General features: G+C 68.8%; 19 protein-coding genes. 12 read left to right on the top strand and 7 right to left on the bottom strand.

Annotated elements, in window-relative coordinates:
• Positions 1 to 27: 27 nt before the first annotated feature.
• From BLW81_RS09130 to egtE, 7 genes are all read left to right on the top strand, one after another.
• On the top strand, positions 28 to 456 hold the full coding sequence (locus BLW81_RS09130; RefSeq protein WP_173839589.1) for an organic hydroperoxide resistance protein: 429 nt from the start codon (positions 28 to 30) through the stop codon (positions 454 to 456).
• A 4-nt stretch (positions 457 to 460) separates the two neighbouring features.
• The gene (locus BLW81_RS09135; protein ID WP_083406886.1) at positions 461 to 1129 is read left to right on the top strand and encodes a sensor domain-containing protein; all 669 of its coding nucleotides are present in this window, start codon (positions 461 to 463) and stop codon (positions 1127 to 1129) included.
• 113 nt (positions 1130 to 1242) lie between these two features.
• Positions 1243 to 2535 carry an ergothioneine biosynthesis glutamate--cysteine ligase EgtA gene (gene egtA, locus BLW81_RS09140; protein WP_083406887.1) on the top strand — a complete coding sequence of 431 codons (1293 nt, stop codon included), beginning with the start codon at positions 1243 to 1245 and terminating at the stop codon, positions 2533 to 2535.
• On the top strand, positions 2532 to 3806 hold the full coding sequence (egtB, locus tag BLW81_RS09145; RefSeq protein ID WP_083406888.1) for an ergothioneine biosynthesis protein EgtB: 1275 nt from the start codon (positions 2532 to 2534) through the stop codon (positions 3804 to 3806). Before egtA ends, egtB begins: the two co-directional genes overlap by 4 nt.
• A complete protein-coding gene (gene egtC / locus BLW81_RS09150) occupies positions 3806 to 4498 on the top strand; it encodes an ergothioneine biosynthesis protein EgtC (RefSeq protein WP_083406889.1) in 693 nt (230 codons plus the stop codon). Before egtB ends, egtC begins: the two co-directional genes overlap by 1 nt.
• Positions 4495 to 5460, top strand: coding sequence for an L-histidine N(alpha)-methyltransferase (gene egtD / locus BLW81_RS09155; RefSeq protein ID WP_083406890.1), 966 nt, complete (start codon positions 4495 to 4497; stop codon positions 5458 to 5460). The genes egtC and egtD overlap by 4 nt, the downstream gene beginning before the upstream one ends.
• Entirely contained in the window at positions 5457 to 6575 is a 1119-nt protein-coding gene (gene egtE / locus BLW81_RS09160) for an ergothioneine biosynthesis PLP-dependent enzyme EgtE (protein ID WP_083406891.1), read from the top strand. The genes egtD and egtE overlap by 4 nt, the downstream gene beginning before the upstream one ends.
• 2 nt (positions 6576 to 6577) lie before the next feature.
• Here the strand turns inward: egtE and BLW81_RS09165 are convergent, their stop codons facing one another.
• Positions 6578 to 7012, bottom strand: a complete 435-nt coding sequence (locus tag BLW81_RS09165; RefSeq protein ID WP_235632226.1) for a hypothetical protein — start codon at positions 7010 to 7012, stop codon at positions 6578 to 6580.
• 359 nt (positions 7013 to 7371) lie between these two features.
• Here BLW81_RS09165 and BLW81_RS09170 point away from each other — a divergent pair, with 359 nt between their 5' ends.
• Positions 7372 to 11313 carry a cadherin-like domain-containing protein gene (locus BLW81_RS09170; RefSeq protein ID WP_083406892.1) on the top strand — a complete coding sequence of 1314 codons (3942 nt, stop codon included), beginning with the start codon at positions 7372 to 7374 and terminating at the stop codon, positions 11311 to 11313.
• A gap of 22 nt (positions 11314 to 11335) precedes the next feature.
• Here BLW81_RS09170 and BLW81_RS09175 read toward each other — a convergent pair whose 3' ends face one another.
• Positions 11336 to 12808 carry a glutamate-cysteine ligase family protein gene (locus BLW81_RS09175; RefSeq protein WP_083406893.1) on the bottom strand — a complete coding sequence of 491 codons (1473 nt, stop codon included), beginning with the start codon at positions 12806 to 12808 and terminating at the stop codon, positions 11336 to 11338.
• 85 nt (positions 12809 to 12893) lie between these two features.
• On the opposite strand from BLW81_RS09175, the gene BLW81_RS09180 reads away from it, so the two are divergent.
• From BLW81_RS09180 to BLW81_RS09190, 3 genes are read left to right on the top strand one after another with little or no spacing between them, the layout of a single operon-like run.
• Complete coding sequence (locus BLW81_RS09180) at positions 12894 to 13694, top strand: MBL fold metallo-hydrolase (protein ID WP_083406894.1); 801 nt, start codon at positions 12894 to 12896, stop codon at positions 13692 to 13694.
• A gap of 55 nt (positions 13695 to 13749) precedes the next feature.
• Complete coding sequence (locus tag BLW81_RS09185) at positions 13750 to 15408, top strand: catalase (RefSeq protein WP_083406895.1); 1659 nt, start codon at positions 13750 to 13752, stop codon at positions 15406 to 15408.
• Between the two features lie 28 nt (positions 15409 to 15436).
• Positions 15437 to 16585, top strand: coding sequence for an acyltransferase family protein (locus tag BLW81_RS09190; protein ID WP_083406896.1), 1149 nt, complete (start codon positions 15437 to 15439; stop codon positions 16583 to 16585).
• A gap of 106 nt (positions 16586 to 16691) precedes the next feature.
• Here the strand turns inward: BLW81_RS09190 and BLW81_RS09195 are convergent, their stop codons facing one another.
• A complete protein-coding gene (locus BLW81_RS09195) occupies positions 16692 to 17486 on the bottom strand; it encodes a class I SAM-dependent methyltransferase (protein WP_157897637.1) in 795 nt (264 codons plus the stop codon).
• Positions 17487 to 17522: 36 nt separating this feature from the next.
• Here BLW81_RS09195 and glpK point away from each other — a divergent pair, with 36 nt between their 5' ends.
• Positions 17523 to 19040 carry a glycerol kinase GlpK gene (glpK, locus tag BLW81_RS09200; RefSeq protein ID WP_083406897.1) on the top strand — a complete coding sequence of 506 codons (1518 nt, stop codon included), beginning with the start codon at positions 17523 to 17525 and terminating at the stop codon, positions 19038 to 19040.
• Here glpK and BLW81_RS09205 read toward each other — a convergent pair.
• From BLW81_RS09205 to BLW81_RS09220, 4 genes are all read right to left on the bottom strand, one after another.
• The gene (locus BLW81_RS09205) at positions 19037 to 19900 is read right to left on the bottom strand and encodes an oxidoreductase (protein ID WP_083406898.1); all 864 of its coding nucleotides are present in this window, start codon (positions 19898 to 19900) and stop codon (positions 19037 to 19039) included. The genes glpK and BLW81_RS09205 overlap by 4 nt on opposite strands.
• A gap of 46 nt (positions 19901 to 19946) precedes the next feature.
• A complete protein-coding gene (locus tag BLW81_RS09210) occupies positions 19947 to 20666 on the bottom strand; it encodes a PadR family transcriptional regulator (protein WP_083406899.1) in 720 nt (239 codons plus the stop codon).
• Positions 20667 to 20752: 86 nt separating this feature from the next.
• The gene (locus tag BLW81_RS09215; protein WP_083406900.1) at positions 20753 to 21115 is read right to left on the bottom strand and encodes a hypothetical protein; all 363 of its coding nucleotides are present in this window, start codon (positions 21113 to 21115) and stop codon (positions 20753 to 20755) included.
• Between the two features lie 62 nt (positions 21116 to 21177).
• A complete protein-coding gene (locus BLW81_RS09220) occupies positions 21178 to 21732 on the bottom strand; it encodes a PadR family transcriptional regulator (RefSeq protein ID WP_157897638.1) in 555 nt (184 codons plus the stop codon).
• Between the last annotated feature and the right edge of the window lie 73 nt (positions 21733 to 21805).

Genomic DNA, 21805 nt, shown 5'->3' on the forward strand with positions numbered 1-21805 from the left:
GACGGCGATGCTGGCATGATCAAGCGCATGAGCATCGAAGTCGTTTTCACCTCAGAGTCCACCGCAACCGGAGGCGGCCGCGAGGGCCACGTGAAGTCCTCGACCGGACGCATCGACCTGAACACCAACCACCCGAAGGAAATGGGTGGCAGCGGTGAGGGCACCAACCCCGAGGAACTGTTCTCCGCCGGTTACGCCGCGTGCTTCCTCGGCGCGCTGCGCCTGGTCGCGCGCAACGAGAAGATCGACCTCGACGACGCCAGCGGCATCACCGCCCAGGTCGGCTTCGGCAAGGATCCCGCAGGCGGGTTCGCCATCAACGCCCACCTCATCGGCTACCTGCCCGGCCTCGAGCAGAGCGCGGCCGACGAGCTGATGAACAAGGCGCACGAGGTGTGCCCGTACTCCAAGGCCACCCGCGGCAACATCGACGTCACGCTGTCGGCGAAGGTCTAGCCCCATGGGGCCGCGGCGGTCACGGGGACGGACCCCGGTCGTCCTCACCGCTGCGGTCGTGGGCCTGTCGGTGGTGGCGCCGGTCGGTACCGCCGTCGCGCGCCCTTCGGATCCCGGCGTGGTGAACTACGCCGTGCTGCCGAAGGGCTCGGTCGGCAATATCGTCGGCGCCACACTGCGTTTCGAGTCGACGTTCACCGACCCGGTGCAGAACTTCTCCGTCGACAACCCCGCCTGCAACAACTGGGCCGACATCGGCCTGCCCGACGTCTACGCCGATCCGGACCTAGCCTCGTTCAACGGCGCGGTCGCCCAGGAGTCGCCGACCGATGCGACGCATCTGGTCAAACAGGCCGTCGGCGTATACGCCACCACCGACGCCGCCGACCGCGCGTTCCGCCGCGTCGTGGACCGCACCGGCGGCTGCGCGGGGCAGACCACCGCGATGCACCTGAACAACCTGACCACCCAGGTCTGGACGTTCACCGGCGGGCCCGCGTCGGCCACCGACGCCGACTGGGTCAAGCAGGAAGCGGGCACGGATCGGCGCTGCTTCACCACCACCCGGAAACGGGAAAATGTTCTGCTCCAAGCGAAAGTCTGCCAATCCGGCAACGGTGGACCCGCGGTGAACGTGCTGGCCGGGGCCATGCAGAACACGCTCGGCCAATAACGACGCCAGCCATGTAACGAACGCGTCATTCAAAATGCGCGGGAATTTGTCGGTCCCATCTGGAAGATGTGTAGAGGGGACGAGCGGTCCAAACCCGGAAGGGGATGGTTGGGATGACCTTCACCATCACGTCCGAGGTGGACGACGCGCATGCACCGTGCGCCGCGTCCGTCGAGTTGACCAGCGCGCGCGCCGCGGCCGAGCACGTCGGGCAGGGCTCGCTGCGTGACGGCCCGGTCGGCGCGGTCGGCCTGGAGATCGAGGCGCACTGCATCGACCTGACCAACCCGATGCGCAGACCCGGATGGCAACAGCTCACCGAGGTCATCGCCGGACTCCCCCCGCTGCCCGGCGGCAGCACGGTCACCGTCGAACCCGGCGGCGCCGTCGAATTGTCCGGACCTCCGCTGTCCGGTGCGCCCGCCGCGATCTCCGCGATGACCGCCGACCGCGCGGTGCTGCGGGCCGAGTTCGCGCAGGCGGGTCTCGGCCTGGTGCTGCTCGGCGCCGACCCGCTGCGGCCGCCGCACCGGGTCAACCCGGGCGCCCGGTACCGCGCGATGGAGTCCTTCTTCGACGCCAGCGGCACCGCCGCCGCGGGAGCGGCGATGATGACGTCGACCGCGTCGATCCAGGTGAACCTCGATGCCGGGCCCAGCGAGGGCTGGGCGGACCGGGTCCGGCTCGCACATGCGCTGGGCCCGACGATGATCGCGATCACGGCCAATTCGCCGCTGCTGGGCGGGCGGTTCGCGGGCTGGCAGTCCGCGCGCCAACACGTGTGGAGTCAGTTGGACTCGGCGCGCTGCGGTCCCGTGCTCGGCACCAGCGGTGACGATCCGGCCAGCGACTGGGCCCGCTACGCGCTCAAGGCGCCGGTGATGCTGGTCAACCATCCTGCGGCCGACGCCGAACCGGTCACCGACTGGGTGCCGTTCGCCGACTGGGCCGACGGCCGCGTGCTGCTCGCCGGACGCCGGCCCACGATCGCCGACCTCGACTACCACCTGACCACCCTGTTCCCGCCCGTCCGTCCGCGGCGGTGGCTGGAGATCCGCTATCTCGACAGCGTGCCCGACGCGCTGTGGCCCGCCGTCGCGTTCACCATGACCACGCTGCTCGACGACGCGGGCGCCGCGGACGTCGCCGCGGCAGCCACCGAACCCGTCGCCACCGCGTGGGACCGGGCCGCCCAGGTCGGCCTCGCCGACCGCCACCTGCGCTCGGCCGCCGAGACGTGCGTGCACGCGGCCGCCGAGCGGGCGCCGGCCGAGCTGAAGGAATCGATGCAGCAGCTGGTGCGTTCGGTCGAACAGGGCCGCTGCCCGGCCGACGACTTCAGCGACCGGGTTGTGCACTACGGGATCGCGACCGCGGTCACGCAACTGGCACGAGGGGAACTGTGACTCCACGCGAAACGATCGCGCGCGAACTCACCAAGGCCCGCGAGCGCACGCTGCGGCTCGTCGACTTCGACGACGCGGAGCTGGGTCGCCAGTACAGCCCGCTGATGAGCCCGCTGGTCTGGGACCTCGCCCACATCGGCCAGCAGGAGGAGCTGTGGCTGCTGCGCGACGGCGATCCGCGCCGCCCCGGCATGCTCGCCCCGGACGTCGAACGGCTCTACGACGCGTTCGTCAACTCCCGCGCCAGCCGCGTGAACCTGCCGCTGCTGCCGCCGTCGGACGCCAGAACCTACTGCGGCACGGTGCGAAACAAGGTGCTCGACACCCTCGACGCGCTGCCCGACGACGACCCGGGCTTCAACTTCGGATTGGTGATCAGCCACGAGAACCAGCACGACGAGACCATGCTGCAGGCGCTGAACCTGCGCTCCGGGCCGCCGCTGCTGGAGCGCGGAACCCACCTGCCGGCCGGCCGCGCAGGCGTCGCGGGAACATCGGTGCCGGTGCCCGGCGGCGAGTTCGTGCTCGGCGTCGACGCGGTCACCGAACCGCACTCACTGGACAACGAACGGCCCGCGCACATCGTCGACGTGCCGGCGTTCCGGATCGGGCGGGTGCCGGTCACCAACGCCGAATGGCGCGACTTCATCGACGACGGCGGCTACGAGGAGCGGCGGTGGTGGTCCGACCGCGGCTGGGCGCACCGCATCGAGGCCGGCCTGTCCGCACCGCAGTTCTGGAACCCGGACGGCACCCGCGTGCGGTTCGGCCACGTCGAGGAGGTCCCGCCCGACGAACCCGTCCAGCACGTGACGTACTTCGAGGCCGAGGCCTACGCGGCGTGGGCGGGTGCGCGGCTGCCGACCGAGATCGAATGGGAGAAGGCCTGCGCGTGGGATCCGGATCTCGGTGCGCGGCGCCGCTATCCGTGGGGTTCGTCGGAGCCCACCGCGCATCTGGCGAACCTCGGCGGCGACGCGCTGCGACCCGCGCCGGTCGGCGCCTATCCGGCGGGCGCCTCGGCCTACGGCGCCGAACAGATGCTCGGCGACGTCTGGGAGTGGACGACGTCGGCGCTGAGGCCCTGGCCCGGGTTCACGCCGATGGTCTACGAACGCTATTCGCAGCCGTTCTTCGACGGTGACTACAAGATCCTGCGGGGCGGTTCGTGGGCAGTCGCCGCGGGCGTCCTGCGGCCGAGCTTCCGCAACTGGGACCATCCGATCCGGCGGCAGATCTTCGCCGGTGTCCGTCTGGCCTGGAACGGCTGATGTGCCGGCATCTTGGGTGGCTCGGCGAACCGGTCTCGGTGGCGTCGCTCGTCACGGAACCCGCGAACGGTCTTCTGGTGCAGTCGTATTCACCGCGAAGGCAGAAGCACGGCCTGATGAACGCTGACGGGTGGGGCGTCGGCTTCTTCGACGGTGATACCCCTCGGCGGTGGCGCAGCGCGACCCCGATGTGGGGGGACGCCTCGCTGGCGTCGGTGGCGCCGGCACTGCGCAGCGGATGCATCGTGGCCGCCGTGCGCTCGGCCAGCGTCGGCATGCCGATCGAGGCGACCGCGTCGGCGCCGTTCACCGACGGGCAGTGGCTGCTGTCGCACAACGGCCTCGTCGACCGTGCCGTCCTGCCGCTGTCCGCGACCGCCGAGTCGACCAACGACAGCGCGCTGCTGGCCGCGTCGATCTTCGCGCGCGGCCTCGACGCGCTGGGCCACACCATCGTCGAGGTCGCCGCCGCCGATCCCAACGCGCGACTGAACATCCTGGCGGGCAACGGGTCCCGACTGCTCGCCACGACGTGGGGGGACACGCTGTCGATGCTGCGGCGTCGCGACGGTGTCGTGCTGGCCAGCGAACCCTACGACGACGACCCGGGGTGGCAGGAGATCCCCGACCGCCACCTCGTCGAGGTCACCGGAGCCGGTGTCGAGTTGACACCCTTGAAAGGATCGTCATGACCCTCTCGCTGTCGAACCACTTGTCCGCCGACTCCGCTGCAACGGCGTTGCGTCGCGACGTGCTCGATGGTTTGACCGGGTCGCCGAAGTCGCTGCCGCCCAAGTGGTTCTATGATGCCGTCGGCAGCGACCTGTTCGACCAGATCACCCGGTTGCCGGAGTATTACCCGACCCGCACCGAGGCTGCGATCCTGCGCGAGACATCGGCCGAGATCGCGTCCGCGTCGGGTGCTGACACGTTGGTCGAACTGGGCAGTGGAACGTCGGAGAAGACCAGGATGCTGCTCGACGCGCTGCACGAGCACGGATCGTTGCGGCGGTTCATCCCGTTCGACGTCGACGCCGGCGTGCTCAGCGCCGCCGGCACGGCGATCGCCGACGAATACCCCGGCATCGAGATCGACGCGGTGTGCGGCGATTTCGAAGAGCACCTCGGAAAGATCCCTCAGGTGGGTCGCCGGCTGGTGGTCTTCCTCGGTTCCACGATCGGCAACCTCACCCCGGGTCCGCGTGCGGATTTCCTCGCGTCGCTGGCCGAGACGCTGCAACCCGGCGACACCCTGCTGCTGGGCACCGACCTGGTCAAGAACACCGACCGGCTGGTGCGGGCCTACGACGACAGCGCCGGCGTCACCGCGAGGTTCAACCGCAACGTGCTGGCCGTGGTCAACCGCGAACTGGACGCCGACTTCGACCTCGACGCCTTCGAACACGTCGCGAAATGGAATGCGGCCGAAGAACGCATCGAGATGTGGCTGCGCGCCACCGACGCCCAGCGGGTGCACGTGCGCGCGCTCGACCTGACCGTCGACTTCGCCGCGGGTGAGGAGATGCTGACCGAGGTGTCGTCCAAGTTCCGACCCGACGGGGTGGCGGCCGAACTGGCCGCGGCCGGCCTGCGGCGCACCCACTGGTGGACCGATCCCGCCGGGGACTTCGGCCTGTCCCTGTCAACGAAATGAGCCTCGCACAGCAGTGGCGCTCGGCACGGCCGCCGGTCGCCGGGGTGCACCTCGACAGCGGCGCCTGCTCACGGCAGAGCTTCGCCGCGATGGACGCCGCGGCGCAGCACGCGCGACATGAGGCCGAGGTCGGCGGATATGTCGCCGCCGAGGCAGCCACACCCGCACTGGACGCCGGGCGCGCCGCGATCGGAGCGCTGACCGGCCTGGCCGGATCCGACGTCGTGTTCACCACGGGAGCCAACGCCGCGCTCGACCTGCTGCTCGGCGCCTGGCCGGGGGAGCGCACCGTCGCCTGCCTGCCCGGCGAGTACGGTCCGAACCTGGCGATCATGGCCGCCAACGGTTTCGCGGTCCGCGCGCTACCCGTCGACGATGCCGGCAGGCTCGATGTCGACGCCGCCGCGCGGCAGCTCGCCGCCGATCCACCCGCGGTGGTGCACCTGACCCCGCTGGCCAGTCACCGCGGGATCGTGCAACCGCTGACCGCGCTGGCCGCGGTGTGCGCCGACCTCGGCCTGCCGCTGGCCGTCGACGCCGCCCAGGCGCTCGGGCACCTGGACTGCTCGGTGGCGCCCGCCGCGATCTTCGGCTCGTCACGCAAATGGATCGCCGGCCCCCGTGGTGTCGGCTTCCTCGCGATCCGGCCCGATGTCGCACAGCGGCTCCGACCGCGGCTTCCACCGCCGGAGTGGAACCATCCGCTGCCGGTGCTGGCGCGCCTCGAACACGGCGAGGCCAATCTCGCTGCACGCGTAGGGTTTTCGGTGGCCTTGGGCGAGCACCTGGCGCACGGACCCGCTCGGGTGCGTGACCGGCTCGCCGAGGTCGGCCGCATGACCCGCAGCGCGGTCGCCGACGTGCCGGGCTGGCGGGTGGTCGAGCCTTCGGAGGAGCCGACCGCGATCACCACCCTCGTCCCGACCGGCGGCGCCGACCCGAAGACGGTGCGGGAGCGGCTGATCGCCGAGCACGGCATCGTGACCACCTATGCCGACCGCGAGCGTGCACCGTTCGAGATGACCGCTCCGGTGCTGCGGGCGTCGCCGCACGTCGACACCACGACCGACGACCTCGAACGGTTCGCCGAGGCGCTCGCAGCGGTCAGCAGCTGACCTCAGCCCGCGTCACGGACCACCAGCGTCGCGCGGTAGTCCGGCAGCGCGGGCGCATCGTCCGGGGTTCTCGGATACGGATCGAGAGCCTGCAGTGTGACGAGGTAGCCGTCGGTGCGGATGCTCTGGCGATTCTGGCCCGGCGCCGGGTTGGTGTTGAACTCCAGCGTCGATGGCCGGCCGGTGTCGGCGACGACGGTGAGCCGTGCCTGGCCGGTCCACACGCACTCCACTTCCGTCGGGCATCGGGAGTCCTCGAGCACTTCGGTGAAGCGCAGTCGCAGCGGAGTGCCGGCGAGCGCAGCCTCTTGCCCGCCGGACAGCACGAACGGTTGGTCGAGTGCCGCGGTGACGGGATCGGCGCTCGCCGCCGGACCGTGGCATCCGGCGAGCAGCACTCCCAGCATCGCCACCGCTGCGGGTCGCCGACAGGTCACCCTTTGACGCTACTGCGCGCTCCGGCCGGTTCAGGCGGAAAACGTTCCCCAGAGTTACAGAATTGCGCGCTCACAAGATCGAAAGTTTGCTCGGTTTGAATCGGTAGCCGTCCATAACCTGGGTTATGTGTCGTTACTTTAGCAAACGAATTTGCCAAATCGTACGCCCGGCGCAGAGATTGTGGCAAACAAGTGCGACCGCGCGCCACCAGCTCAAGATCGTTTTGGAAATCGGGTGTGACTAGTGCATATTTGATTTACGTTCATGTCAATTCTCGCGTAGCGCCAGATTCGGCGCACCGAGTCGGGACACCTGAGCATCGGCTCAGCAAACGTCACTATCGAGGGGGATCGGGGAAATGGGATACAGCACTTACGTCGGCCGGGTAGGCACGCTGGCGGTGGCACTTGGCGTCGGTTTCTCGATCGCCTCGCCCGCCGGAATTGCGTGGGCCGAGACCACGGAAACGTCGTCCACCGGATCGACGGCTGATGCGCCGTCGGAGCCGTCAGAGTCGGCGTCAACCCCGCAATCGACTCCCGACCGGGACCCGGCGGAGGACGCGGCCGCTGAGCCGGCGGCAGAGCAGGCGCCGTCGTCGCCGAGTTCGCAGACCACCGAGGTGGCGCCCGGCGTCGTGGTGTCCAGCTCCGGAGGCGCCACCACCTCCGAGGACGAGCCCGAGGACGAGGCCGAAAGCGTCGACGAGCTCGCGCCGCCGGTGAAGGCGAAGAAGGCCAACTCGCGAAGCACGGCGACCAGCGCCCCGGCGACCAGCGCGCAGGCGACCGCGCGCACCGCAGCACCGGCGACCACCCCGTCGGCGCAGTCGACCACCGCCAAGGCCACCCCCGCACCCGCCGAGGCGCCCAAACCCGCCGCCGCCGAGCCCGCCACCGCCGGTGTCGCGCTCGAGGCCCAGTCGTCGGTCGCAGCTGTCGAGCCGGCGGCCCGGGCGGCGGCACCGAACGTCGTCGATGCGCTCGTCAAAGCCTTTGTGTCGCCTGTGGTCTCGAGCCTGTTGGCCGCGTTCCCCGGCAATCCCGCGACCTCGCCGCTGGGCTGGCTGCTGCTGGCCGCGGCACGGCGCGAGGTCGGCGTCGCCGCACCCGTCGAGACACCGCAGAGCGCGATGATGCAGCGGACCGCCGCCGTCGTCGCCACTGCCGCCGCGGACCCGACCGGCAACCTGGCCGAACTCGCCGGCGTCGACGAGGCCCACGCGATCGCGATCGCGGGCAACCGCGCCTACGTCACGAACAAGACCGCAGGCACCGTCACCGTGATCGACACGACCACCAACACCGTCGTGCGCACCTTCGCCGCCGGTGTGAAACCCGACGCCATCACGGTCAAGCCTGACGGCACCCAGGTCTTCGTCGCCAGCTCGGAGAACAACACCGTCACGGTGGTCAACACCGCGACCGGTGCGACGGCGCGCACGATCTCCGTCGCCTCCCCCAGCGCGATCGGCATCAGCCCCAGCGGCCAGACGCTGTACGTCACCAGCCAGAGCGCCGGCACGCTGGTCAAGATCACCACCGTCTTCTGGAACGCGGCGACCGTCAAGCTGCCCACCGGGTCGGCGCCGACCGACCTGTTCGTCAGCCCGGACATCTCCAACATCTACGTGATCAGCCGCACCGCCAACGGCGGCGGCACGGTCTCGTCGGTCGGGGCCAATGCGTACAACTCGACACTGATCGCGAACTTCGCCTCCGCCCCAACGTCTTTGGCGGTCAGCCCGGACAGCAAGCGGCTCTACGTCGCCACCACCGACGGCAAGGTCAGCGTCATCGACACGACCACCAGGGCCGTGGTCGGCACGCACACGGTGAGCGGCGTGCCGGGCGCCGTGTCGGTCGCCAAGGACGGCACCAAGCTCTACGTCACCGATACGGCCGGGGTGGTGTCCACCCTCAACGCGTCGACCGGAGCGCTGCTGAGCACCTCGGTGACCCGCCCCGTGACGACCCCGATGTCGGTTCCGCCGACGACGGTCGTCAGCGCGGACGGCACCAAGCTGTACGTCACCGACCACGACGCCGACAAGGTCTACGTCGTCTCGCTGGTCGCGGCCAACCAGGCGCCGACGGTCGGCGCGCCGGTCGTGAACGCGCCGAACGCGACCACCGGTGTGCTCACCGGCCGCGTCGTCGCGACCGACCCCGAGGGCGGACCGCTGCGCTACACCGTGGCCGGCGCTCCGACCAAGGGCACGGTCACCGTGGCGGCCGACGGGTCGTTCACCTACACGCCCACCGCCGCGGCCAGGCATGCCGCCGCCACCGTCGGCGCCGGTGCCGCGCTGACGACCGACTCGTTCACCGTGACCGTCACCGACGGCAGCGGGGCGGGCACCGTCGCCGCCATCACCGTGAACATCCTGCCGGCCAACAAGGTGCCGACGATGAGCACGTCCGTCGGGAACCCGGCCGCCACCGGCGTGGTCACCGGTACGGTGACCGTCGCCGACGGCGACGGCGACGCACTGACCTACACGTTCAGCCAGCCGACCAAGGGCACGGTGAATTTTAACGCGGCCACAAGGACTTTCACCTACACGGCGACCGACGCCGCGCGCCACGCCGCCGCCGCACTCGGCGCCCCGGCCGCCGCGAAGACCGACACGTTCACCATCACCGTCAGCGACGGCCACGGTGGCGTCGTCGTCAAGACCGTCACAGTGGCTGTGGCGCCGCAGAACTCGGCTCCGGCGACCCCGGTGGTCAACTCGCAGACCGACACGAACACGGGCGTCGTCACCGGCACGGTGACGGCGACCGACGCCGACGGCGACGCGCTCACCTACACCGCCGGCGCGGCCGCCAAGGGTGAGCTGACGATGCGGCCCGACGGCAGCTTCACCTACACGCCGACCGCGGCAGCCAGGGACGCCGCAGCGGCCCCCGGCGCGACGACCGCCACCAAGACCGACACGGTCACCGTCACCGTCACCGACGGGTACGGCGGCACCACGACGATGACGCTGAACCTCACTGTGGCGCCGTCACTTCCGGTGGGCGGCGGCTTCCAGGCGGCCAACTCGACGCCGGCCATCGGTGCGGTCATCGGCAAGGTGAACCCGGCCGACCCGAACGCCGCGGGTCTGAGCTACACGGTCGCCACCGGCCCGACCAGGGGCCTGGTCAAGGTCGACGCCGCGACCGGCGCGTTCACCTACGTGCCCAACGTCGACGCGCGCTACGCCGCTGCACAGACGCCGGGGGTCGACACCGACACGTTCACCGTCAGGATCACCGACGCCGCAGGCACGGTCACCTCGGTTGCGGTGACGGTCCAGGTCGCGCCGCCGTCGGCGTCGACGATGGATCAGCGGTCGACCACGATCGCGGTGACCGCGCAGGAGATGTACTTCTTCTCGCAGGCCGAGACCGACATGGCGCTGGACCTGCTCAAGCAGGCCGGCGTGACCAACATCCGGATCCTGGTGCCCTGGATGGGCGTTGAGCCCGCGGACGACACCTGGACGTGGGGTGCGGTCGACCGGATGGTCAACGCCGCCGTGGCCCGTGACATCGAGGTGCTCGCGGTGCTCAACTCGCCGCCGGTGTGGGCGTCGGTACCCGACGTGCCGCTACTGGCGGGCCGGCCCGCCAGCCCGGCCGAGTTCGCGGAGTACGCGGGCATGGTCACCACCCGGTACGCGGGCAAGATCGCGGCCTACGAGATCTGGAACGAGCCGAACTTCTGGGCGTTCTGGGCGCCCGGCCCCAACGCCGCGCAGTACACCGAGATTCTCAAGGCGGCCTATCCGGTGATCAAGGCCGCCGACCCGGAAGCGGTGGTGGTCGCGGGATCGGTCGCGGCGGTGCTGGACTTCTTCAACATCACGGCCAGCCCGGTGCGCTTCGTCAAGGAGATGTACGCCGCGGGTGCCGCCGGCTACTTCGACGCGCTGTCGGTGCACCCGTACCTGTACGGCACCGAGTTCTCCAAGGGCACGGCGACCGTGCAGTCGCCGATCTGGCAGCTCAACGAGATCTACAAGCTGATGGTGGCCAACGGGGACGGCAACAAGAAGATCTGGGCCACCGAGTACGGCCAGCCGTCGCACCTGGTGTCCGAGGAGAGCCAGGCCGCGTTCATCGCCGACTTCCTGCGCACCTGGCGGACGCTGCCCTACGCGGGTCCGGCGTTCATCCAGACCATCAAGGACAACACCGAGTCCGACCCGAACGCCGCGAACATGGGCCTGTTCCGGACCGACTGGACGCCGAAGGCGGCGCTGGGCGTGGTGAGCGCGATCATCGCGGAGAACGCGGCGCTGCTCACCTAGCGAGCCACGCACCTGGGACGGCTCAGCCGTCCCAGGTGTGCACCGGCTCGTTGCTGTGCATCCGCTCGCCGTAGCGGCGCAGCATCTCGGCCAGGGCGGCGGGCCGCGCCAGCCCACCCTCCTGCAGCGCGTGCACCGTCTCCACCTGCCACGAGGCGCCGTTGCGGCCGGTCTTGGCGCGCCCCTCGATCACCCCCAGGTAGCGGTCGCGCACCTCGCCGGACACCTCCCAGCGGCGCAGGCCCTCCTCTGCCATCGGTAGCAGCTGCCGGAGCACCAGCTCGTCAGGGGTGACCTCGCCCAGTCCGGGCCAGTACATCCGCGCGTTCATGCCGTGCTGGGCCGCTTCGAGGAAATTGTGTTTGGCCGCGGCGAAGCTCATCTTCGTCCACAGCGGGCGGTCCTCCTCGGACAAGGTACGCAGCACGCCGTAGTAGAACGCGGCGTTGGCCATCATGTCGACGACGGTGGGGCCCGCGGGCAGCACCCGGTTCTCCACCCGCAGATGCGGACGGCCGTTCACGACGTCGTAGACCGGCCGGTTCCAGCGGTAGATCGTGCCGTTGTGCAGCCGCAGTTCGGCGAGTTTGGGGGTGCGGCCCTCGGCCAGTTCACGGAGCGGGTCCTCGTCGGAGAGTTCGGGCAGCAGCGACGGGAAGTAGCGGACGTTCTCCTCGAACAGATCGAAGATCGAGGTGATCCACCGTTCCCCGAACCACACCCGCGGGCGCACCCCCTGCGCCTTGAGTTCGTCGGGCCGGGTGTCGGTGGCCTGGGTGAACAGTTCGATGCGGGTCTCGGCCCACAGTTCGTGCCCGAAGAAGTACGGCGAGTTCGCGCCGACCGCGAGCTGCGGGCCCGCCAGCACCTGCGCGGCGTTCCAGTTCTGCGCGAACTCGGCGGGCGAGACCTGCAGGTGTAGCTGCATGCTCGTGCACGCGGACTCCGGGGCGATCGACTCGGTCTGCAGGCTCAACGGCTCCGGACCGGCGATGTCGATCTGGATGTCCTCGCCGCGGGCGGTGAAGATCGAATCGTTGAGCGCCTGATAGCGGATCGACTCGCTCATCCACCGGCCCGCCAGGTGCTCGGGCATCAGCGTCGGCAGGATGCCGATCATCACGATGTGTGCATCGTGCCGGTTGGCCTTGTCCTCGGCCGCGTTGAGGCTCGCGCGTACCTCGGTCTCCAGTTCGAGCGCCGCTCGGCCGGGCAGCCGGCGCGGCGGCACGTTGAATTCGATGTTGTAGGCACCCAATTCGGTCTGATAGGCCGGGTCGGCGATCGCCTGCAGCACCTCGGCGTTGCTCATGGCCGGCTGGTAGGCGGAGTCGACGAGATTGCACTCGATTTCCATACCGGTCAGCGGCCGCTCGAAGTCGAAGCTCGACTGGGCCAGCATCGTCTCGAACACGTCGAGGCACTGCTGAACCTTGCGGCGGTACTCGCGGCGGTGCGCACCGCTGAACTCGGTGCCCTTCAGTTCCTCGCCCACGAGCCCATTGTCGGCGAGCGTGCGGGATTGCACCCGACATTGTGGGTACTCGCATGAACCCGGGCGGCGCGGGTAGTCCCACACGATGGACGTCACCGTCACCTTCATCGGCAACGCCACCACCCTGATCTCCGGCGGCGGCATCACGCTGCTGACCGACCCGAACTTCCTGCACGAGGGCCAGCACGCGTATCTCGGCTACGGGCTGCTGTCCAGACGACTGAAGGGCCCCGCACTCGACATCGACCAGCTGCCGGCGCTTGACGCGGTCGTGCTGTCGCACATGCACGGCGATCACTGGGACCGCGTGACCCAGAGCCGGCTCGACCATGCGCTGCCGATCCTGACCACGCCGCACGCCGCCAAACGCCTCGGCCACCGCGGGTTCGGCAAGACGCTGGCGCTCGAAACCTGGCAGCACCACACCATCACGAAGGGCGAGGTGACCGTCACCGTCACCGCGCTGCCCGGCCGCCACGCGCCGACGCCGGTGAACCGGTTCCTGCCGCCCGTGATGGGCAGCATGATCGAGTTCACCAACGGGACCGCAAGGCGCCGGCTCTATGTCTCGGGCGACACCCTGTTCGTCGACGAACTGCGCGAGATCCCAGTGCGATTCGAGTCCATCGATGTCGGCGTGCTGCACCTGGGCGGTACCCGGTTGCCGTTCGGCAAGCATCTGCCGTTCGGGTTGACCGTCACCATGGACGGGCAGCAGGGCGCCGACGTCGTCGAACTGCTGAACCTGCCGCGGATGATCCCCGTGCATTTCGACGACTACGGCGTGTTCGCGTCCCCGCTGTCGGATTTCGTCGCGGAGATGAAGCGGCGCGGGCTGGCCGACCGGATCGTCGAACTCGAGCGGGGCTCCTCGGCGGTCGTTTAGATCGCGGCAGGCGGGGTAGGCGCGGGAGTTCGACGACAATCCGGAAGGACTCCTGATGACCGACGTCTCCTCGATCCCGCCCGACCCCGACGACACCCGCGACGTGCTCACCGACCGTCAGGGCCACCCGATCTACGACAACCAGAACCAGCGGTCAGTCGGCGCGCGCGGGCCGGCCACGATGGAGAACTACCACTTCCTGGAGAAGATGAGCCACTTCGACCGGGAACGCATTCCGGAGCGGGTGGTGCACGCGCGTGGTGCAGTCGCGTTCGGGTACTTCGAGGCGACCGGCAAGTGGGGCGACGAGCCGATCGAACGCTACACCCGCGCCAAGCTGTTCAACACCGAGGGCAAGCGCACGGATCTGGCGATCCGGTTCTCGACAGTGATCGGCGGTCGCGACTCGTCGGAGGTGGCCCGCGACCCGCGCGGGTTCGCGGTGAAGTTCTACACCGAGGACGGCAATTGGGACCTCGTCGGAAACAACCTGGCCGTCTTCTTCATCCGCGACGCGATCAAGTTCCCCGATGTCATTCACTCGCTCAAACCTGATCCGGTCACCCACCATCAGGAGCCGGCGCGCATCTTCGACTTCATGTCGCAGACCCCTGAGTGCATGCACATGATCGTGAACCTGTTCTCACCGCGGGGTATCCCGGCCAACTACCGCACCATGCAGGGTTTCGGGGTCAACACCTACCGGTGGGTGAACGCCGAGGGACAGACGCATCTGGTCAAGTACCACTGGATGCCCAAGGCCGGCGTCAAGAGCCTGACCGAGGCCGACGCGGCGGCGATCCAGGCCACCGAACTGGGCAGCGCCACCAAAGATCTTTACGAGTCGATCGAGCGCGGCGAGTATCCCGAGTGGGAACTGCTCGTCCAGATCATGAGCGACGACGAGCATCCCGAACTGGACTGGGACCCGCTCGACGACACCAAGGTCTGGCCGGAGAACGACTTCCCGCCCAAGCTCGTCGGCCGAATGGTGTTGAACCGCAACGTCGACAATTTCTTCAACGACAACGAGCAGTTGGCATTGGGCACCGGTGTGTTGGTGGACGGCATGGATTTCTCCGAGGACAAGATGCTGATCGGACGGACGTTCTCCTATTCGGACACCCAGCGCTACCGGGTCGGGCCGAATTACCTGCAACTGCCGGTCAACCAGCCCAAGAACGCCAGGGTTTCGACCAATCAGCAGGGCGGGCAGATGCAGTACGGCGTCGATAACGTCGGCGCCAACCCGCACGTCAACTACGAACCGTCGATCACCGGAGGCCTGCGTGAAGCCGAAGCCCCCACCGCCGACGAGTACGGACCGGAGTTCAGCGGCCGGATCACCAGAAAGCGGATTCCACGCACCAACGACTACGAGCAGGCCGGTCAGCGCTATCAGCTGATGGATCAGTGGGAGAAGGACGATCTGGTGAAGAATTTCGTCACCAACATCGGCGAGGCCACCCGCGAGGTGCAGGAGCGGATGGTGTGGCACTTCTTCATGTGCGACGACGAACTCGGCCAGCGGGTCGGGGAAGGCCTGGGCATCTCGGTCGACGACGTTCGTGATCTCGAACCGCTCAAGTCGCAGACGCTGTCCGAAGACGAGGAGCGCCGCAGGCAGCACCTGGGCAAGAACGGACCCCGAAATGTCGAGGGGTTGAAGATGACCCATTGCGTGCCCGACGAGCGCGTGGTGATGGCCACTTAGCGCGGCGGCCGACCGGCATACTGGCCGGGTGAGTTCGTCGCCGGACGACGTCGACCAGGGTGGGCTCGAACAGGTTTCGCGGGCCGACCGGGTCGCGTCGCTGACCGGGGTCCGTGCCGTCGCCGCGCTGCTGGTGATGGGCACCCACGCCGCCTACGGCACCGGGGCGTATCACCGGGGCTACCTCGGAATGATGTTCGCCCGCATGGAGATCGGCGTCGCGATCTTCTTCGTGCTGTCGGGGTTCCTGTTGTTCAACGGGTGGGTGCGGGCGACGGCCACCGGGACCGCGCCGCCGCGGGTGCGCCGCTACGCCCGCAACCGGGTGCGCCGAATCATGCCGGCCTACGTGGTGACGGTACTGCTGGCCTTCGCGCTCTACGAGGTCCGCGAGATCACTCCCAATCCGGGGCACAGCTGGGCCGGGCTGGCACGCCACCTCACGCTCACCCAGATCTACAGCGCGGACTACTTCGCCGCCTACCTGCACCAGGGCCTGACCCAGATGTGGAGCCTGGCCGTGGAGGTGGCGTTCTACGCGGCGCTGCCCGTGTTGGCGTATCTGCTGCTGGTGTTGCTGTGTCGGCGTCGCTGGCGGCCGTCGATGGTGCTGGCCGGGTTGGCGGTGCTCGGCGCGCTGAGCCCGCTGTGGCTGATCGTCCTGCACACGACCGACTGGCTGCCCACCGGGGCGGGACTGTGGCTGCCGCATTACCTGGTGTGGTTCGTCGGCGGGATGACGCTCACTGTGCTGTCGCACATAGGTTTTCGGTGCTATGCGGTGGTCGCGGTGCCGGTCGCGGTGGTGGCGTACCTGGTGGTGTCGACTCCGATCGGTGGGCGAATCGACGCGCCCGCACTCGATCTCGTGCAGGACGTCGCCAAGGTGATGTTGTACGCGACGGTCGCCACCCTCGTCGTCGCGCCACTGGCGCTGGGCGACACCGGCGTGTTCTCCCGGATGCTGAGCAGCCGGCTGATGGTGTGGCTCGGCGAAATCTCCTATGAGATCTTCCTGTTGCACGTCATCGTGATGGAGATCGTGATGGTGTCGATACTGGGTTGGCCGCTGTACACCGGATCGGTCGTGGTGCTGTTCACCCTGACCCTGGCGATGACGATCCCGGCCGCTTGGCTGCTGCACCGGCTGACGCGTCCCCGCCCGCAACAGGTTTGACGGGCGTCGAGGCGGGTACCACCCTGTCCGTGAGGATGATTGGGACCCTGCTGGTCCGGCACCCGGGCCTGTACGACGTGCTCGATGCCCTCATCGAGTTCGGTTATCAGCGTTGGCCTTTCGGCAGAGATGCCGCCGCGTCGCCGCGGCGCGCCACCACGACCTGAGGACTGAGCAGGCCGCTGCGCAGGTCGAGCTCGATGGCGGGGTCGGCGTATTCGGCCAGTGCCCGCAGCGCCGACGGGCTGTAGGTGCGCAACGAGCTGATCACCCCGTCGTGGACGAACGGCAGCAGCGGGGCGAACGGCAGCATCGTCGCCAGCCGCACCAGGTGTAGCGGCGACGTTGGCCGGGGCAGATCGATGATCACCAGCGTGGCGGCCACCCGCGTGCCCTCGGCGAACACGCGCGCCGCCTGTGCCGGCGCCAGGTGGTGAAACGACAAGGCGAACACCGCGAGGTCGAAGGCCCCGTCGGCGGCGTCGATCGCGGTGGCGTCCATCTGTCGCACGGTCACCCGGGGGTGCTCGCCGAGTTCACCGGCGGCCATTGCCGCCACCGATTCCTCGTCGACGTCGGTGACCGTCAGCGACGCCGTCGGGTGCCAGTCGAGCAGCTTGCGGGACAGCCCGCCGTGCCCGGCGCCGAGTTCCAGGATGCGCGGGTCCGCGACGTCGGCCACCTCCGCCAGGGCCACCTCGGCGAACCGCTCGGTGTTGCCGAACCGTTCGCCGGTCCACTCCAGCGCGCGGATCACGCTGGTCTTGACCCGCTGGTCGACGTCGTCGCGGTCGAGGTACTCGAGCCGGTCGGTTTCCAGCAGCCGGTCCAGGCAGGACGCGTCGGGCCCGCCGCGCGGCATACGGTTGATGTCGATCAGCGACTGGGCCATGTGGTCCATGATGGACGACGGACTGCCGACACGAGGGGAGACCAAGTGGCCGATTTCGTTGCCGCGATCGACCAGGGCACCACGAGCACCCGGTGCATGATCTTCGACCACGGCGGCGCCGAGGTCGGCCGCCACCAACTCGAGCACGAGCAGATCCTGCCCAAGGCGGGCTGGGTCGAACACAACCCCGTCGAGATCTGGGAACGCACCGCGGCGGTGATCATGTCGGCGCTGAACAAGACGAACCTGTCGGCCACCGACCTGGCCGCGCTCGGCGTCACCAACCAGCGGGAGACGGCGCTGGTGTGGAACAAGCGGACCGGGCGGCCCTACTACAACGCGATCGTGTGGCAGGACACCCGCACCGACCGCATCGCCTCGGCACTGGATCGCGACGGCCGCGGCGACGTCATCCGCCAGAAGGCCGGGCTGCCGCCCGCGACGTACTTCTCCGGCGGCAAGCTGCAGTGGATCCTGGAGAACGTCGACGGGGTACGCCGCGACGCCGAGAACGGGGACGCGTTGTTCGGCACGCCGGACTCGTGGGTGTTGTGGAATCTCACCGGCGGCACGCGGGGCGGGGTGCATGTCACCGACGTCACCAACGCCAGCCGCACCATGCTGATGAACCTCGAGACGCTCGACTGGGACGACGAGCTGTTGGGGTTCTTCGGGATTCCGCGTCAGATGCTGCCCGAGATCAGGCCGTCGTCGTGTCCGGAGCCGTACGGGATGACGCGTGAGGACGGGCCCGTCGCGGGGGAGGTGCCGCTGACCGGGATCCTCGGCGACCAGCAGGCGGCGATGGTCGGGCAGGTGTGCCTGGAGGCCGGCGAAGCCAAGAACACCTACGGCACCGGCAACTTCCTGCTGCTCAACACCGGCGAGAAGATCGTCCGCTCCCAGAACGGTCTGCTGACCACGCTGTGCTACCAGTTCGGGGATGCGAAACCCGTTTACGCGCTGGAAGGTTCGATCGCCGTCACCGGATCGGCCGTGCAGTGGCTGCGCGACCAGTTGGGCATCATCAGCGGCGCGTCGCAGAGTGAGGCGCTGGCGCGGCAGGTCCCCGACAACGGCGGTGTGTACTTCGTGCCTGCCTTCTCAGGATTGTTTGCGCCGTACTGGCGTTCGGATGCCCGCGGTGCGATCGTCGGGCTCTCGCGGTACAACACCAACGCCCACCTGGCCCGCGCGACGCTGGAGGCCATCTGCTATCAGAGCCGCGACGTCGTCGACGCGATGGAGGCCGACTCGGGCGTGCACATGGAGGTGCTGAAGGTCGACGGCGGGATCACCGCCAACGATCTGTGCATGCAGATTCAGGCCGATGTGCTCGGCGTCGACGTCGTCAAGCCCGTGGTCGCCGAGACGACGGCGCTGGGCGCGGCGTACGCGGCCGGCCTGGCGGTCGGGTTCTGGGAGAACACCGACGACCTGCGCGCCAATTGGCAGGAAGACAAACGCTGGTCACCGGACTGGACCGAGGAGCAACGCCAATTCGCCTATGCCGGTTGGCGTAAGGCGGTCGAGCGGACGCTGGACTGGGTCGACGTCGACTAACCCACCGAGGCCAGGAACTCGTCGCCGAGTTCGATGTCGGCGACGGCGGTGTTCTCCTCGAGGTGACGCACCGACGACGTCCCCGGGATCAGCAGCACGTTCGGTGCGACCGACAGCGTCCACGCCAGCGCTACCTGCGCCGGGGTGCGGCCGAGCCGTTCGGCCTCGGCCTTGACCGCGGGATGGCCGAGCACCGGATTGTCCGGCGAGAGCGCCGAACCCAGCGGGAAGAACGGTACGAACGCGATGCCGCGCTCGACGCACGCGTCCAGCACGGGCTGCGCGGACCGGTCGGCCAGGTTGTAGGCGTTCTGCACGCACGCGATCTCGGTGCGGTCCAACGCTATTCGCAGATGGTCGAGGCCGACACCCGAGAGCCCGATGCCGCCGATGAGGCCCTCGTCGCGGGCCTTGATCATCACGGTCAGCTGCCGGTCGAACAGTTCGCGGTCCACCGGCGCCACCGCGGTGGGATCACCTGAGTGGATCCGCAGGTTGACCGCCGCCAGCCGGTCGGTGTCGAGGGTGCGCAGGTTCTCCTCGATGCCGGCCCGCAGCTCGTCGGGCTGCTGGGCGCCCAGCCAGGCGCCGGCGTCGTCACGACGCCCACCCACCTTGCTGACCAGCGCGAGGTCGGCCGGATACGGGTGCAGCGCCTCGCGGATCAGCTCGTTGGCCACGTTCGGGCCGTAGAACTGCGCGGTGTCGATGTGGTTGATCCCGAGCTCGATCACCCGGCGCAACACGGCGAGCGCCTGGTCACGGTCGCGGGGTGGCCCGAAGACGCCCGGACCGGGCAGTTGCATGGCGCCGAAGCCGACGCGGCCGACGTGAAATGAGCCCAGCGGGAAGGTCTGCATGCTCAATGCGTACGCCTTCCGCGCCGGGCTTATTCCGGTCTGCCGACTATTCGGATTCGCCGAGGATTCCGTAGATCTCGCGGCGGGCGTTGTTGACGATGTCGACGATGCGCTGCTGTTGCTCCTCGGTGGCGGCGAACGTTGATTGCGCGACGGCGCCCATCAGCTGTCCGACGGCGCTGCGCAGGTTGGCGTGGCCGGGCGCCTCGTCTTTGAGATTGTCGGTGATTTCCTCCCACGGCGGGGTCTCGATCTTCTCCGCCGCGGCGCGGCCGTCCTCGGTGAGCTCGAATAGCTTTTTGCTGCCCTCGGCTTCGCTGCTCACCGCCAGACCTTCGTCGACGAGTAGCTGCAACGTGGGGTAGATCGATCCGGGGCTGGGCCGCCACAGGTTCTGGCTGCGCTCGGCGATCTCCTGGATCATCTCGTAGCCGTGCATCGGCCGTTCGGCGAGCAGGCGCAGGAGGGCGGCGCGCACGTCGCCGCGGCGGCCGCGGCCCCGACCGCCGCGCCGGTGTCCGCGCGGCCCGCCGGTCCCAAACATGCGCGGGTCGAAGCCGAACTCGAAGCCCCGCCCGGGTCCGAAACCAGAGCCGAAGCCAGGTCCGAACCCGGCGCCGGGCGCCTGCTGGCGGAACTGCTCACGCATGGTGTGGCGCAGTTCGCGCCGGGCGTGGCGACGCTGTTGGTGCATCGCCCGCCGGTCGAACGGGGTGAAGCCACCGGGGCCGAAGCCGCCGGGCGGCGGGGTGAATGGGTTGGTCATGTCTGTTTCCTTCGTTCGAGAGGAAACACGTGATGTGTCTCCGATACGTTGACGATATATCGGAGACTATCGCGACGCAAGGTCGATCAGTAGATCGGGTTGAAGTAGTCCGTGCCGCCGACGGGGCACTCGACCTTCGCCTTCCACGTCGTGCCGGTCTGGACACCTGGAAACCACAGGTTGTGAGACTGGTTGGCCTGCAGGTGGAACGGCACCTTGTAGACCGGCAGCGGCTTGACGGTCTGCCATCCGAACCACGGTTCGGCGCTGTAGAAGCACAGCCCCTCGCTGCCGGTGGAGTTGATCTGGACGGTGACGCCGAACGCGTCGCTGCTGGTGTTGATCGTGGACGCCGCGTGGGCCGTTCCGGCGCCCGTGAGTGCCAAGGCCGGTGCCGCGAGGACCGCGGTGACGCCTGCGAGGATCGATGCCGTCAGTTTGCGCTTCATGGTGTTGCTCCTTCTCGTTGGCACGGCCCCCGGTGGGCCGTTACATGAGTAGGAGCAGCGGGCTAGGTCGGGTCTGACACTTTTTCCGCATCGAAGTTTCGGCGGCCGATCGCGTCGATGACCGAGCGTGCCCACTCGGCTTCCATCGCGTTCAGGCGCAGGCCGTAGTCGAGCGCCGCCAACCCGTAGAACAAGCCGTCGTCGGGGTCCTTGCCGGTGATCTCGTCGCGCAGGGTCTGGAGGCGGGCGACCTCGGCGTCCGCGTGGTCGGCCATCGCCGCGAGGTGCTCTCGCGCCTGGTCGGCGGAGACCTCGCCGAGCAGGAAGATGCGCAGCAGGCGCGGGCTGCGAAACGGTGGGTCGTCGGTCGGATCGGTCACCCATCGCCGCAGTTCGGCACGACCGGTCTCGGTGATCCGGTACTCCTTGCGGCCGCGGGGGCCGACTGCCGAGACCTCGATCAGCCCGCCGTCGGCGAGCTTGTTCAGCTCGCTGTAGAGCTGGCTTTGGGTTGCCGGCCAGACGTTCGCCATCGACTGCTCGAAGTATCGCAGCAGGTCGTATCCGCTGCCCGGCTGCTGCGCCAGCAGGCCGAGTGCGGCGATTCGCAAACTCACCACGTGATGATAGCTCCACTCTTGACATGTCACTGATGACATGTCAGTGTCGACCTATCGACGTGAGGAGCCA

The organism is Mycolicibacterium rutilum (assembly GCF_900108565.1).
GTDB lineage: Bacteria > Actinomycetota > Actinomycetes > Mycobacteriales > Mycobacteriaceae > Mycobacterium > Mycobacterium rutilum.